Source organism: Pseudoalteromonas luteoviolacea DSM 6061 (assembly GCF_001625655.1).
GTDB lineage: Bacteria > Pseudomonadota > Gammaproteobacteria > Enterobacterales > Alteromonadaceae > Pseudoalteromonas > Pseudoalteromonas luteoviolacea.
Map to the genome: position 1 here is coordinate 39,557 of NZ_AUYB01000124.1, position 17,227 is coordinate 56,783.

A 17,227-nucleotide genomic window follows, 5' to 3' on the forward strand; every position below is an offset into this window, starting at 1 on the left:
GCTTTTTATCGCATGAAACTGACATTAGCTCTGAACTTGTTATTATGTAACAGTACTAGCTAAACACGAGAAAATAATGAAAATAAAGCATTTATTTGCAGCTATGGCTGCAGTGCTTGGGCCATTAGCGAGCCCAATGGCAAATGCCTATAGCACGGAAGATACCCGCTTATTGAGGTTTCCAGACATACATAAAGAGCATGTTACGTTTGTATATTCAGGTGATATTTATGTTGCTAATACCCAGACTGGTAAAAGCACTCGCCTGACTGACCATGTTGGTTTTGAAACATTTCCTAAGTTCTCTCCTGATGGTGAAAAAATTGCGTTTGCTGCCGAATATAACGGCAGCCGCCAAATCTACGTTATTAATAAAGATGGTTCAGGACTTAAGCAGCTGACATACTACAATGATGTAGGTCCGATGCCGCCGCGAGGAGGCTTTGATTATCGCGTATTAGACTGGACACCAGATGGAAAACACATTGTTTTTCGTGCTAATCGCACGCCTTGGGGTAAGCGTATGGGACGTCCATACATGGTACCTGTGGAAGGAGGCTTGGAGCAGCCGCTTGCCATTCCTGAAGGTGGTGGTGGTATGCTATCAGGTGATGGTAGCAAGTTTGTTTACACGCCAATTGACAGAGAGTTCAGAACTTGGAAACGATCTCGTGGTGGACGCGCACAAGATGTATGGGTGTATGACCTAGAGAAAAATACCTCAACACAGTTGACGACTCACCGCGCGACAGATCAACAGCCTACATGGGTAAATGACAGCATTTACTTTGTATCTGACAGAGATTACACACTTAACCTTTACAAATACCGTGAAGGCAAAAAGCCTGTAAAAATGACAGACCACAAAGAGTATGATGTACTTTGGCCATCAGCGGGTCCTGATGCCATAGTGTATGAAAATGGTGGCTACTTATATCGTTTTAATGAAGCGAATAAAATGACTGAGAAGCTGACAATCAATGTTGATGGTGTACGCAAGCATGCCATGCCATACAGCAAAAATGTCAGCAAATTTATTGACTCCATGGACGTATCTCATGATGGTAAACGCGCAGTATTCACTGCTCGAGGTGAGATTTTCTCAGTACCAGTAAAAAATGGGCCGACGCGTAATTTATCTCACACACCAACAGGTCGTGAAATTGCAGCGACATGGTCTCCAAGTGCACGTTATGTGGCCTATTTAAGCGATGCAACGGGTGAATATGAAATCTACCTAAAAGACCGCGCTAACAATAACGAAGTAAAACAATTAACAGACAATGGAACCATTTGGCGTTTTGCCCCAATTTGGTCACCAGACAACACAAAACTGTTGTTTGCTGATAAAGACCATATTATTTGGTTGCTAGATGTTGAGTCAGGTAAGTTGACTAAGATTGACCGTGGTTTGCATGATGAAAATGGCATCACGCAATACACTTGGTCACCAAATAGCAAAGACTTAGTGTTTGTTAAAAACAATGAAAACCGCTATGCGTCACTTTGGCACTACAATCTTGAAAGTAAAAAGTTAAGTCGTTTGACGGATGATATGACTTCTGAGAGAAATCCAACCTTTTCAGAAGATGGTCAGTATATCTACTTTACCTCAGAGCGCGATTACAATTTAGCATTCAGCTCATACGAGTTTGATTACTTGTTTAATAAAGCCACACGTATTTACTCGGTGGCGGTGAATGACTCGATTAAACCAATCAACGCGCCGCAAAGTGATGAGACAATTATTGTCAGTGATGACAAAGCTGAAGCTGACAAAGCTGATGTTGATAACAGCGTTCAAGTTGCGGGTTTTATGGACCGTGTTGTGTCATTGCCTGCACCTGCTGGTAATTATCGTTCACTAACAGGTGTCAAAGGTGGTGTGTTAACGCTATCTGGTGGTGCGCTTAAGCTAGTTGAAAATAAAGCTGAAGGTAAAGTAGAAACGGTTGCCAAAGGTGTGAGTGAATACAAGGTTTCTGCTAACCGCGAGCATGTTATTGCACGCGCAGGTAGTAACTACAGTGTGATCAAGCCTAAAGCAAAACAAGACTTAAAGGCTAATCAGCTTGATTTAAGCAAGATGAATTTAAAGATTGACCCTCGCATCGAATGGTCACAGATGTACACTGAAGGCTGGCGTACATTACGCGATTGGTTCTATGATGAGAATCACCACGGCCAAGATTGGGATGCAATCTTAAAACGATATCAGCCAATGGCTGATGCTGCGGCGCATCGTACAGATATTGACTATGTGTTGAGTGAAATTGCTGGCGAGATCAATGCTGGCCACATCTATGTTCAGTCAGGTGATGAGCCAAAAGGCAAGCGTAAAAAGCACGGTTTACTTGGTGCAGAAGTCGCAAGTCACCGTTCAGGTTTTGTGACTATCAAGCACATTTTCAAAGGTGAAAATTGGCATGAAGACTTCCGTTCGCCGCTTAATGAAACCGGTGTGCGTGCAAGTGAAGGTGACTTTATCCTTGCTGTAAATGGTCGCAATGTGAATGAAGTCAGTAACTTCTATGAACTACTGGAGAACACGCAAGGCGAGCAAGTAGAGCTTATCTTAAGTAAGTCACCAAGTTTTGATGACAGCTGGAAAGTTAGCGTCAAGCCAGTGAAGAGCGAAATTGGCTTGCGTTATTTACAGTGGGTTGAATCGCGTAAAGCATACGTAGAGGAGCTTTCTGGCGGTCGCATTGGTTATGTACACCTTCCAAATACGGCGTACGAAGGTAACCGTTCAATGTTCAAAAACTTTATGCCACAAACGACCAAAGATGCGTTGATAATCGATGATCGTTATAACGGTGGTGGTTTTATTCCTGAGCACGTGATTACTTGGCTTGCGCGCAAGCCGCTTAACTACTGGAAGCGCCGTGGTGTCACCCCGACAAAAACACCACAATTTGCACATGATGGACCAAAAGCCATGTTGATTAATGGTTATTCAAGTTCCGGTGGTGATGCTATTCCTTACTACTTCCGCCAAGCTGGCTTAGGTAAGTTGATTGGTACTCGTACTTGGGGTGGCTTAATCGGTATTTCTGGTAACCCACGTTTGGTTGATGGGGGTCAGGTAATTGCTGCTACATTCCGTATTCTTGATAATGATGGTAATTGGATCATCGAAAATGAAGGGGTCGTCCCGGATATTGAAGTGATTGATCGACCAGAACTAATCCAAGCTGGTAAAGACCCATCTGTTGAGCGTGCAGTTAAAGAGCTGTTAAAAGAGCTTGAGGACAATCCGAAGAAGAAGTTAACTGTGCCACCGGCACCGACTAAATTTATTGACTAACTTTTTTGGTTAGTTATCAAGTTAACTAGATAAAAGGGGGCACAGCCCCCTTTTTAATTATAACGGAATTATATTTTTAAAGAGATTTTTACTTATTTAAGTTTAGTGGTTTTTGTTTTGGTTTTTGTTTAATTAATGTTTGTTATTGTAATTGAAGTGAGATCTTTTTGTTATTCTGAGAGGGAGGGGTGATTATTTATTAGAATTTATTAAGTCTGATTTTTATTTAATTTTTGTTTTTATTGTTTGAACTTTTATTTGATTTTTATTCTTTTGTGAACCCCTTGTTTTCTACCTGTGGTGATTAATTGTTTTATTTAAAGCAATATTGAATGGGGTAGAGGAATAAAATAATATTCCCCGTTTTTTATCCATGAAAGAATAAGGACGGAAGTTGAACAAAACTTGGACAATTGGTTTAGCGCTGATGTCTACAAGTGTAATTGCCGAGTTTGAGCAGGCATATGCACCCATCGTAGTATCTGACATAACCATTTTTATTCCCATTGAATTGAAACCAGAGCAACCCTCTCAATTCTGGCAAACAAGCATTGATGGAGGATATAATCTGGCATGGTCTCCAGCCGACCAAGCCCAGTATTATGAAATTGTATATCAATATAAAAGTGCATCTGGGCAATTATTAACAGATACGATCAAAGTTAATGCCACAAACTATATACTCAAACCGAAGGGGAGCTTGAGCGGAGCAATTCAAGTACGGTCATGTCATAAATACGGTTGTTCAGGGTTTAAATATAGCCAAACACAGGTACCAACTCGCCTTGAATTAAATGCTTTTACAGGTAAGTTAGTTTCTCCACAGGTAGCGCAAATTGCTTGGAATGCTTCAGGAGCTACTTACGTCTCGGTGACTGAAAAAGAAAACGGAAGAGTACTCTTTACTACCAATGGATTATCACCAAGATCAGGTACGAAAAATATAAACATTTACCCTGGGCAGCATAAATCAGTTACCCTAACAGCAGTGGGGTTTGGTGGTCAAAGAGTTTCAAGAACAGTCAATATCGCAGGCAATTTTGTCGATTTGACTCGTCAGAAAGGAACAAAACATACCCAGTATTTACAACCATTCTATGAAAAAAACTACTCAATTGTAGAAAGAAGCGTTCTTTACACTGACAGTAGCGTTTACTTTGCTACTCAGGATTTTAAGTTATATCGCTTTGATAAATCGACATTAAATAATTATCAAACTGAGCCTACTTGGGTTTTAAATACGGATGGGTTGATAGCAAATAAGCCTGTTATTCAGAATGACAATCTGTATTACACAGCGAGTTTTACCCCAAGGAAAACTATCAATGGAGTTAAGCATGAGAAAGAGTACTCAGGGCAAGTTTGTTCGGTAGATATCGCAGCGTACGTTCAATCTCCAAAAGCGGTTTGCAATCAATTTGAAGCGAATGTGGTTGCAGGACCAGTTTTAGTTCACTCTGCACAACCTAGCTTGAGAAATGCGTTTCATATTTTTAGTAATAGCCCTGCGACTTCTGCGCAAAATGGCCTGTATGTCTTTAGCCGAGATGGCAAAGTTTCAATATTAGATCCGTTAGACATCAATAATCAAATTGACTCTCGTACGATAAATACACAAGGGCTCGGGCAAGGGATCTTGGCAACTCCTGAGGTGTACTTAGCTGACAACGCTAATGAACAAAATCAATTTGTAATCAAAGGTGAACAAAAAATAATGGGTGTAAGTGTGCCGAGCACGAGTGATACGCCGAGCTCTTTTTCAAAAGCAGCTAGCTCGTTGATGCGAAGTGTCAGTTTTAGTGTGTCTGATGATAATCAATCAATGACGGGACAAGAAGGGGCTCCTCTGCCTGTGATTTGGGAGAAGGAGTTATAAATGAGTAAGCTCTTAAAGTTTATAGCATTGCTATGCATCTCTTTTACAGCCGTTGGCGTAAGAGCTTCTGCGACCCCTTGTAATAGTGATCCTGTACAGGCATATGCAAATGAAGCCATTACATTTAGGGTGACTCAGCCGGTACATAACTATTGGAATATGGGTCCCTCAAAAATGTATCTAGACAACGAGCTTATTTACCCAAAAGCCGGTGTCGCAACAGTTAATAATTTTTATACTCATACATTCCCTACTGCTGGTTCCTTCGATCTAAAAATTGAAATAGATAAAAAATTTGGGAATAAGGCACACTTTATAGATGAATGTACTAAAAAAATTACTGTACTTAAGCGCAAAGTTCCAAAGTTGGAAGTAATCAAGCAGTCACATAAGTACTGGGTAAATAAAGACGAGAATATATCCATTACTTTTAGTGCTGCCCATGCAGATAGAATTATTCTTACAACAAAAAGGTATGAAGAAAAAGATTGGCGCGCTCTTAAAACATGTCATGCCAGTACCTGTGAAGGCAAGATAAATGCTGAAGGCTTTACTACACATGCGATAAGCGCTATTGCCTACAATGGGGCGCAAAATAGTTACCCGGTAACTTATAATTGGTCAAGTAGAGGTCGCAATGTGAGTCCATCTGTCTCAATCTCTGCAAATAGTAACCTTGTTAACAACGGTACATCGACAGATATAACCATTACTGCAAGTGATAAGAATGTAAACCCAGCGCATCATATTTCTCAGGTAGAGTTTCTTGGAGCTGATGGAAAATGGGTTTCTAAAACACCTCAATGTATCGGAAATAGCGGTAAGAAGAAAAGAGTCAGTTGTAAGGTTAATTCTGGCAATTTGTCTAAAGCAGCGGGTTTTAAAGCAAGGGTTAAAGATTCTGGCCTCTGGGTAACGTCTAACGAGCAATGGGTCGGTATCAATAATGCGCCAAAGATTAATAACTTGTCGATAAAATCAGGTAACAAAGAGTCTCGCTTTTTCACAACAAGCAGCGATGTTTCTGTATCGACTACAGCCACTGATAGTAATGGAAATATAGCCCGTATTCAAATCTGTGGTGCTAAAGGTACAAACAACGTCGATCCAAATAAAGCGTGCAGTGCTGGCGAATGGGTGAGTTGTAGTTCGAGCCCTTGTTCAAAATCTCGTAAATTGACAAGCGCTGGGGCATACACTATTTACAGTCGTGTTGAAGACAAACTCGGATTGAAAGGTTTTGCTCCACCGCAAACAATACATGTGTTGTCAGACTTCGGTATTTATGTTGACCAAAACTCGGTTGCTCGCCAATACATTGTAAATGACAAAAACAATCCGCCAGAAATCTCATGGACAATTGTCGCCAATAAGGTTTACTCCTCAGGTAGAAAAGTAAAAGGATTCAGAATTGTTCCCAACGGCAATGCTGCCCATGCAATTACTCCTAATGTGCCTGAATTAGCGGGAGGGCCAGTAAGTATAGATGAGGCCTGTATTGATGGTCGCTGTCGTTTTACTTTGAAATGGAAACCAGATTCGGATGCTGTGTTTGGTTCACCTATCCACTTTTATGTTCAGGTTATTGATGACCAAAATGCAGTGCAGCAATCTGACACGATTCAAACAACGATTGCGCTTGCTAAGCCTCCTGTTCCCCCAACCCCAGTTGTATCTTTGAATTTAAACTCTAGTTTGAATAGGTATGAAATTGACGTCAGTAAATATGGTAATGCGTCCCGCTTTAGCATTGAAGTAAACAAAGCAGGAGTGAAATCAACTTATGCGACAACAACAAGAGGTCTGCCGTGGGGAGTACCGGGTACATCTGTTGACGATAATGGCAGTACTCTTTCAGTGTGTGTTGTGGGTATTGCAGATGGGCCAAACGGTTTTTCCACGAGCAAAATTAAAGGGTGCGCGTCAAAGACGATAGATCACAACGATACGCCCCAAAGACCATTATTCAATATGTCGCATAGTCAATTTGGTGGTGACTACACTATGCGCTGGCAGTCCAGCCAAGATAAAGGTCTAACAAAATACTATAATTTAAAGCGTTGGAATGGGCATATAGCGGCAACTTCACAAGCTGCAAATGCCATTTACTCAAACATTCAAGATACAGCATTCCCTATCACGGACACACCAATGGGAACATATACTTATATTTTAGAAGCGTGTAATCGTTTTAATGAATGTAAGCAATCTTCTCCATTTGTAGTGGAGCATATTGCTCCTATGGCCGCCAGTGCATCAGTAAGTGAAGACAGCAAAAAGCTGATTTTAGGCGGCGCAGGCTTTGCTTTGTCTGGTGGTCGTCTGATCGCTCAAATTGAGAATACTTCCGAAACTTATGAAATTGAACAAAGTGATATTACGGTTAATCAATCAGGGGGAGTTTTAACAGCCAACCTAACAGAGAGGCTTTATAAAGGGTATGAGAATAAAGGTTTAATTGTTGAATATCGCAACCAAGTAAGCTGCCCTGTAGATGACAATGATATCAATATCATAGGTAAGGTTCTTTGTGTTGATGGCTTGTCTACCTACAAAGTGCGTGTTGATGATCAGGCCCCAGATGAGGTGCTTGATATGACCGAAAATAACTTTACCGTGAGTAGTAGTGGATATGTTTATGTTGGAGCTTCTCAACCTGGTTCAGATAAGGGGGCTGCGCCATTTTATCAAGTAGGGGCCTCTTCAGAGACAATTACCGGCCTTCATATCTATAAACATGGTACACAAAATAGCGGTTGGATATTCAAAACTGATGATGCCAATGCAAATAGCGATGATCGTATTGTAGGCAAACCATTGGTATTAAACCAAGGTGGTGTAGAACACGTGTATTTTGGTGCACAAAACCACAGTGTGTACAAAATAACTCATAACCCAAGCTCAATTAGTGATAATCGATTTAGCTATATTTGGAAACAAACAACAGGCGGTGCAAATACAGCTGGCGTGCAAACTGATATGTACGGCAACATCTATGTAGGCTCAATGGATCAAAAGCTATATTCATTGTTACCAGACAGCGGTCAGATCAATTGGCACTATTCATTTGCTCCTTCAGGTGGTGTAGTTTCTTTAACTGGCGTGGGCGCAGATGGTCTTGTATCTGTGACAACACAAGATGGTGAAATTAACCATATTGACCGTAACTTAGTTGATAAAAAAGCGGTTAGTTGGACTCGACTCGACGACTATCAAAACCTTGAAAACCCAGGGTGGCAACCTCCAGTAGATTATTTAGAAGGCAATATTATTAGCCATCTTTTGGCTGTAATTCATAATCGCCTGCCGAGCAAGCGAGAAATCGCCGCGCTATCATTTGCTCATATGCATGGTCATTCTTTAGAAGAAGTTGTAAATGCGATATTGAATGCGCCCGTGGGCACAGATCAGCAAGCCTTGGCGCTTAGAGGACCTGATAATTTAGCGTTCGCAAATGCATTAATGAGTCGTTTGCTTAACTCTGAGGTGTCGACTAGTACAACGCTTTTAGGTAAAACAGCTTCACAGTGGGCTGCGGAATTAGAAAGTGGCAAATTACGTCGTGCAGAGTTAGTTATTCTATTGCAACAACCAACTTATACTTATTATCAAGATACCGTTAATGAGTTGATGGACATATACTTTGGCTACTGTTTTGGAAGTCAATGTAATTACAGTAGAGACACTGATAATGATGGTATTCTAAATATCATTGAACTCGCTTTGGGGCTTAATGTTAACGACCCTAGAGATGGCCTTCGCGCACCACAGATGACTTTACAAAAGCGTGAAGGTGGTAACCTAACTTTTGCTTTGTCTAGTCTGGATAATATTGACTATTATAAAGTTTTTCACATCGTTAACTCATCACCTGAAGTAGAAACGAGATTAGATGCATCAGGTAGCGCTGTGCCTTATGAGACAGTGTGGTCTAAAGTTGTCACCAATGCTGATCATGTTTTTTACGCTAAATCGTGCCTAGAAACGCTAATTGAGAACAAAAAGTATGAATCTTGCAGTGTATCCGCATCGAGCAATGAATCTATCACTGTTGAAGACAGCAGTTCTGAGTCAGCAATTAACGTTGTGTTATCAACAAAGCCAGCGACCAAAGATACATCTCAAGTTGAGCTGATGAAAAATGCTGAAATGACGCCAACGCTAGGTAGTTTTAGAGTCAGCGAAGCAGGGAGTGCCACATACTCAATACCTATTCAATTGCCGTCAGGCATCGCAGGTGTTACTCCTTCAGTTTCTATGTCTTATAACTCTCAAGCGGGAGACTCAAGTATTGCTGTTGGTTGGTCACTTAACGTAGGGTCCGCAATCACGCGATGCCGAGCTACATTGGCCACAGATGGGTACTCTAGGTCGGTAGGGTTTAATGACAGCGATAAATACTGCTTAGATGGTCAGAGGTTAATTAAGGTTGAAAACCCATATGTATCGCCTGTATTACCCTATCAAGGCAGTGGGAATGCTACTTATGTACTGGAGCACGATGCTCAAGTAATTGTAAAAGACGTAACCGTATTGGGTGCACGTCAATTTGTTGTGTTTGGTAAAGATGGTTCTAAAAAAATCTATGGTGGACACAGTTCACGAATAGTCAAAGTTGGAGGAGGAGACTATAACCCCACACTAACTTGGCTTCTTCATAAGGAATACGATAGTACTCAATCGGATGAATCCGCAGTGACTTATAGTTATACAACAAAAGCATCTAATGGCGATGCTTTAGGTGACGGTGAATTGGTCCTAGAGAAAATCGATTACAGTACGTATCGTGTAAAGTTCGATTATAGTGCAGGGAAAACACGAAACCTTACCTATATCAATCATGGTACTTTGTCGCAACGTGCCAGACTTGACAAAATAACAGTACAAAAGGTGGGCGCTTCCCCGGTAGAGCTGAGCCACTACAAAATTGCTGCTAATACGAGTGAACCTAGTGGAAACGGTCTGCGAAGACTGGATAAATTCCAGCAATGTCGCGGCGGTATTTGTAAAAAGCCTATAGTTTTCGACTATGCAGATTTTGCAACACCACATTACTTTGAAAAAAACACTGAACTCTTTGTTGCTAAAGATAAAAATAAACTAGCTGCGTTTACGTTTATCGATACACAAGGTGACGGCTTTGCAGAATTGGCTACGCTTGAGCGTTTGCACGGGCAGGATAAAAAGTACGAACTGTGCCTTTGGCCAAGCCAACCAAACGATAATCAGTCAGCTTTGGATTGCTGGACCTTAAGTCGAGAAGATGATTCTGATAGCGTAAGCATGATGGCCATTGATCCCGAGGGAGATGGTTCTCAAACTCTTTGGATTAATAAAAAGTCCTACTTTGAAGAGAGTTATAGTGGTTTTTACTGGCTGGCGTTTGGTTTCGATGGTGAAAAATTGACATTTGGATACCCTGAGATTAGTAATCTTAGAGGTAACTTTATGCGTGAAATCAAAAGTGCAGACTTTGATGGGGATGGCTATCTTGATATCGCCTATAAAAAACAGTTTGATGATGCGACTGTTTATATAAGTTATTGGAATGGTACTTCTTATAGTAATGAAAGCAAAGTTGATTTTTCATATGGAGAGATTGGTACGGTTTCTGACTGGCGAGCAACAGACATAAACTTTGATGGTCTAGCTGATATCATTTCATTATCATGTTGGTCGGGAAGTTGCGATGAGCCAAATCCAGGCAGACTTTTTGCCTTTATTAATCAGGGTAGCAATACATCATTTCAATCACATCCAATATATGGTTCTGAGAATGGCAAACTTGAACACTTAACAATCACCGACATAAATAGTGATGGCTTAGTTGACTTTATTTTGCTGGACTCTGCATCCAATGGCACAAAGGCTTGGAAAGTACTCACTTCAAGAACATCTAGCATTTATGCTTACAATATTGTACCTCAGTATCAAGCTACAGTGTTCGAGCTAAATGACACAGAAGATACCTCTTTAAATTTGCAAGATGCGTCATTAGACGAAAATGCAACTCCATTTGTTTTAGATGTAGACAAAAATGGTATTAACGAAGTCTACTTTAAGCAAAAGGGCGCGACCGACTATTGGAATAAGTTCCAATGGGATACGGATAAAGGCTCACTGCGTTTACAAGCTGAAAGAGTAAGAACATTTAATCTAGATAGGGATGCGAAGTCGCTCGTTTTCCCAGCTGACTTTGACAACAACGGCTTTGTTGACCTTGTTCAAAAAGATGGTGATCGCTTAGTTGCACGCTTTGGAAGTAATCAACCAGCCCATGCTGGCTTATTACGCTCTATTAAGCAAGGTTATGGCAATGAGACGCGCATTGAGTATCGTGCGATGAATACGTTAGGGAAAGACGCAATATATTCTAAGTCCTTGGAAGATTTACCAAGTGAGCTGAGAGATACTACAGAAGATAGCAAGCAATTTGATGCGCAGGGCTTTAAAGTTAGTAATTTGGTTAGCGCCATGCCGTTGGTTGCCTCTGTTGAAACCGACACCTCAGTAAGTTCTGCACAGGGTGAAGACAAACCGCTTACAGTAAGTTATCGCTATTACGGTGCTAAAGCACAGTTTGGTGGACGCGGCACATTAGGCTTTGCTGCTATAAGGACAACTACTGAAAAAGATCAGAAGCACTTTATTACTACTACGCGTTATCGCCAAGCATTTCCATATACAGGCCTACCAGCTGCGACACATAAGTCGATTGGCGAAAGACTAATATCATTAGCCGTCAATAAATATGCTAGGGCTGAAGGTAAACATAGTAACAGCTATTATATCTTTACTGAAAAAAGCCGGGATTGCTCAGCGAGAATCGACAGCGTTGATGCAGTCGCATCTTATTCAGTGAGTGGCTACTCTTGTACAAACACCACAATTGACGAAGATGTGTGGGGCAATGTATTTACAATGGATGTGACACAATACGATGTATTGTTTCATAATGTTGAAGAGTTTGCTTACTATGGGTATTTGTCAGATGGAACTGAACTGGCATCTACGAATACGACCAATTGCTATGGCGAGGCATGCAATAAGGAATATGCATACGCAAAACCTTATGTAAGGTTGGGCCGACTTACGAGTACCACGGTAACTCAAACCGAACTCAACAAAGACAGTGTAACTAAGACTAATAAGTTTACTTACTACGACTCCGGTATTGAAAAGTTTTTACTAAAAGACGAAGTGGTAAACGAAGGCGCAGGATGTGATAAAGAGCTCACTACGTCATACACATATGACGAGGTTGGCAACATAGAAACGGTGGCTCTAACTAACACAGGTTGCAGTAGTGAGCAGCAGCAAACTCGTTTAACAACACATGTGTATGACGAACAGTTGCATTTAAAGTCCTCTAGTAATAACTACTTCACTCCTAGCGTTGTAAAAAGCTGGAATGATTTTGGTCAGCCTTTGATTGTTGAGCATATTGATGATCTTCAGATCCACATGCTATATGACACTTTTGGAGCAAAGATTGGCTCGTTCTCCACAGATGGTGCACAAAGCTATACTTACCTAACAGACTGTGATGCGAATGATACGCAGTGTGCCGTTCAGCAAAATACGCTTTTAAATGGTTACATAGTTGAAAAAAGTTACATGGACAAAGGTGGTCGAGTTTATGAGTCACATAAACGCGGTATGCACGATCATTTCTGGTTCAAAACTGAGGTCGAGCATGACCGTTTTGGGCGAGCGATTTCTCATAAAGGACCAGGACAAGAAGCCGTTACTACAGTCTATGACGCATTCGACAGGGTGGTTTCCGTAACGGATCCTAACGCTGGCACGATCACGACTCACAAACAACAAGGGCTGGTAAGCACGGTGACTATGGAAAGCACTGGCTTGCAAATTGAAGGTACAGCTAACCGTGACAAAGGGTTGCCTGGAGGCAATTCACAGACACAGTCAGTAGAGACGGACCTATTGGGCCGAAACTATAAAGTGACGGACAATGCCGGTAATGTGTTGACTTACGAATACGATATTTGGGGAAATAACACGACAGTTCACTCTTCGGCTGATAATCAAATTGTTCTTCAAAATACATATGAAGCCGATGGTCGGTTGTTGTCCCGTAAGACCCTCAATAATGGAGAGTGGAGCTATAAATTCAATGCGTTTGGTCAAGTTAGAGAGCAAACCGACGCTCGGGGCGTTACCTCAACGATTAAATATGACTTAATCGGCAGAAAAATTTCTCAATCACAAACATCATCTGATAATAAAGTGGTGCTAGAGGGAGATAGTGAGTGGAGTTATATTGAGTATGACGAAGCTGCCACACAACCAACTCACCAGCTGCAGTATGCCAAGCAAGGAAATTGGCTTCAACATTATTTCTATGACAAACGAGGACGTTTGGCGAGTACTCTGACTGATCTTGAAAGTAATCAATGTTACTCAGGAGTGGTGTTCAATTCGAGTAACAGCGACTTAAATATTTCTGATGATAAGTTGTTAGACCCAGTCTCTAGCTTGTGTGTTATTCAACAAAAGTTCTATGACCAATATGGTAGGGATGCTTATCAATTCGAAGATTATCGACGTAATCAGGATGGGTATTTCTACGATGTCCGTGGTATTAAGAAGATATACCACAAATTCGGTATGGTCATAGGCCTGCAAGAAGCTAGGGACACAGAGAACGGTATTCGATATTACAACGTGGATACAGCTGCTGTTAACAAACGTGGACAAGTCACGAGTTATGACAAGGGTCTTGTTAAGATGAGCTTGATGTACGATAGCCAAGGGATGATTGCTGGCATCGACGCTAAATATCGAGACAAGGCGCTTTATCTTCAGGGTGATCGCTATCGTTTTGACAGTTTGGGCAACTTAACTTATCGAAGTCTTTTAAACGGGTCGGGAGAGCAAAAGTTTGGGTATGATGGATTAAACCGTGTATCGGCCGTTAATGGCGTAACTGACTTTGAGTACTGTGATAATGGAAGTCTCAAGAAAAAAGGTAAGTGGACATATCATTATGGGGCAAACCAATGTGATAGTCACCGACTAGAAAAGCGTACGCGCAATATTCGAGACTTCAATACAAACATAGAGCCATTTAATGGATTAACTGCGGCAGGTAATAATACTGCACCTGAGTTAACTCCTGCATCTCACGCTGCGATAGATCCTCAAATTTTGGGGCATATCGAAGAAACTTTTGATTATGACAACAATGGTAACGAACTATGGATGAAGCGAGACAATAAAGCCTATCGTTCGCAAACATACAGTGGTCGCAACAAGGTTAAAAGTATCAAGGGTATCAAGGATGAAATTAGCTTTGATTACGATGTGAATAACCGTCGCTACAAACGTGTTGATGATAATCAAACGGTTTATTATGTAGGTGCGCTAGAGCTTACCAAGCGTAACGTCGGATCGATTGAAGAGAAGTTTATCAGGCGGTATATCGGTAATGAGGCGGTACAAATTTACTATGTAGAAGGTGGCAGTTCACTACAGTGGATGTTTACAGATCATCAAGGGTCAATCACTGCCGTTGCAGACAGTAATTATAATCTGCTTGCTCGTTATCAATACGATGTTTTTGGTAAACGCTCTAAGGTTGCGAAAAATAAGGCAGATGAGCAATATTATGCTGCACATTTAAGCATCTCGTTATTTAATGAAATAGCACCGAACCTAAGAAGTTATACGGGGCATGAACCTGTTTCGTTGGACGGAGATAATCGAGTTATTCATATGAATGGTCGAATCTATGACGCTGATACGGGACGCTTTATGCAGGCTGATCCGTTTATTCAGGCGCCGCAGAACCTGCAAAACTACAATGCTTATAGTTACGTTTTGAACAACCCTCTTTCGTTTACAGATCCAAGTGGCTACTTGTTTAAAAAGATGCTTAAAGGGGCTATGAAAGCGACGGGTACCTGGGACTTGATGCAGCAAATAGCTGCTAATCCAGTTTTGAACTCTGTCATTCAAGTCGTAATGATATTTATACCTGGTTGTCAATCTGGGGCCTGTCATGCGGTATTTAATGCGGCAACAACTTTTGCAGCTACAGGTAGCTTAAATGCAGGTATAAAAGCTGGAGCGATTTCTTACGCACAATCCGCTGCGCTTCAGAAAATAGGTGCCAGCAAAACATGGGGCCAACCTGGTAGCATAGAAAACATTGCAGCCAATGCTCTTGTAGGTGGTGTTGCATCTGAGCTCCAAGGTGGAAAGTTTGGGCATGGATTTATAGCTGCAGGCGTCGCATCAACATTCAAACCAATGCTCAATAATATTGGTGGTGCTCAAAGTGCCAACTCGGCCATTAAAACTGGTAATATCGAGATGCTTGCCAAGTTTAAGGTGCATCGTATTATTGGTGCGGCGGTTATTGGTGGTACCACGTCAATGATAACAGGGGGCAAGTTTGCAAATGGAGCTATTACGGCTGCGTTTACACAGGCGTTTAATGGGGAGTCTCGAAATGAAGCAGACGCAATTGAAAAGAACTTTGGTAATTTAAGAGATAAGATATCAGAGGCCAATTATAAGACTGAAGAAGGTCGTATTACAATTGCAACTGCAAAAAATATGTTAACTAAAGGTGGTATCAGTAGATCTCAGTTCGACCGTATTTTAAGGCAGAAAAGTCATGCTAGACTGCTACAACGTGCATTGGTAACTGATTTAACAAAACTTATCGCAAGTGATGCAATCCCTCAAATATTAAAGGCAGCAGATCCTACCAGTGATTCTTCCCAGAGAGCATTGGTAGCTGACGTTGTCTCATCCGCTACTTCGAGTTTTACTATTGGCAAATTAGCTGGTGGCTATAGTAGTTATCTGAACATAAATACGATGTGGGATGTGCAGAATGTTAGGAATAACTTTTATATGAACACAGAGGCTTTTGATATGATGTTTGACGATGAAAGATACTTATTACTCGGTAAATATAGAGGGTTTTAAAAGTGAAATTATTTATATATGTAGTGTGTATTTTTTTTGTTGGTGGAAATGTATACGCTAGTGGCCTCAATGTTCTGAATGAATGTAAGGTGACCGAAGAGTATGGTAAGACAGTTATTTATGAAAATTGTATAGGAGGGAATGTTTTCACTGTTGATGTACATAACTCTGGCAAAGGTGTACCTGAGCTAGTGAAAATCATTAAAAAAGGCTCCTATGATATTTCACTTTTGAAAGATAAAATGAATGATGAATTGGTTTCTGCAGTATATTCTTTGATTCTTATAGAAAAAGAATTGGTTTATTTCTTTGCGACTGAAAATACAGTCACAGTTTTGTTGAAAGATAATGGAATCGTTATTTTTAAAAAGTCTGATAGCGTATGGCGACAGATTTCGATTGGCGAATCTTAAGAGACAAAAAAATTACGAAAACAATCATCTTAAACTGGCGTACAGCGGGTACGCCGTCTCCCCTTAGATGAGTTTTATGGATTGAAGGTTAACAAGTTAGGGTGAGACCCATTCAAAATAGGCGTTCAGTGAGCGCCTTTTTTTAACAAAACAAAAGTTACCCATTGCTTAGGTTGGTAACGTTAATTTAATAACTTTATCTGAGGCTATCGGGTTGTTCGTCTACTTGATTTTCAGAATTTATTTAGATGATCAGTAATTCTTTTTGCTCAGGTGAATTGCTGCTATCAATATAATCGAAAAGAGCTATCTTGACTTCTATCTGAGTGTTTGTTCAGTCAAAAATCATTTTCTATTCTAGGTGGCCAAAATTCTCTCAAGGCTGTGCCTATAAAAAACCACGTTAGATACTCCAATTTTATTGTTACCAGCAACAATAAAGGAGTAAGAAGTATGAGTAGATACAAATCCGCTTCGTACGTAATCTACCTCGATGCCAGAGCCATGTTGTCATTAAAGTACAGATATAGAATTTTGAAAAGAAATGTTGAAAAAGGTTAAATCGTGGCATCCATTTTTTAAATTAAAAGTGCAAGGTTATAAAGCTCAATGTACAGCAGTTCATGTATGCCTTGCACTTAGAGCGTGTTCTGCGCAACTAAATCA

The 17,227-nt window shown here is 40.8% G+C and carries 4 protein-coding genes; all 4 read left to right on the plus strand.

Annotated features, from left to right (window positions below):
- The first annotated feature begins 76 nt into the window (after nucleotides 1-76).
- The 4 genes from N475_RS17945 to N475_RS17960 all read left to right on the plus strand — a co-directional run bounded on the left by N475_RS17945 (nucleotide 77) and on the right by N475_RS17960 (nucleotide 16,561).
- Nucleotides 77-3,310, plus strand: a complete 3,234-nt coding sequence (locus N475_RS17945; protein ID WP_081215954.1) for a S41 family peptidase — start codon at nucleotides 77-79, stop codon at nucleotides 3,308-3,310.
- A 394-nt stretch (nucleotides 3,311-3,704) separates the two neighbouring features.
- Nucleotides 3,705-5,186: a hypothetical protein gene (locus N475_RS17950; protein ID WP_063365732.1), complete on the plus strand. Its 1,482-nt coding sequence runs from the start codon at nucleotides 3,705-3,707 to the stop codon at nucleotides 5,184-5,186.
- Complete coding sequence (locus N475_RS17955; protein ID WP_063365733.1) at nucleotides 5,187-16,148, plus strand: RHS repeat-associated core domain-containing protein; 10,962 nt, start codon at nucleotides 5,187-5,189, stop codon at nucleotides 16,146-16,148.
- A gap of 2 nt (nucleotides 16,149-16,150) precedes the next feature.
- Nucleotides 16,151-16,561 carry a hypothetical protein gene (locus N475_RS17960; protein WP_063357546.1) on the plus strand — a complete coding sequence of 137 codons (411 nt, stop codon included), beginning with the start codon at nucleotides 16,151-16,153 and terminating at the stop codon, nucleotides 16,559-16,561.
- Nucleotides 16,562-17,227 lie beyond the last annotated feature (666 nt).

What these genes read in the sequence shown, in the direction of transcription:
- N475_RS17945 (WP_081215954.1), top strand. Translation starts at nt 77, where the DNA reads ATGAAAATAAAGCATTTATTTGCAGCTATGGCTGCAGTGCTTGGGCCA.
- N475_RS17955 (WP_063365733.1), top strand. Translation starts at nt 5,187, where the DNA reads ATGAGTAAGCTCTTAAAGTTTATAGCATTGCTATGCATCTCTTTTACA.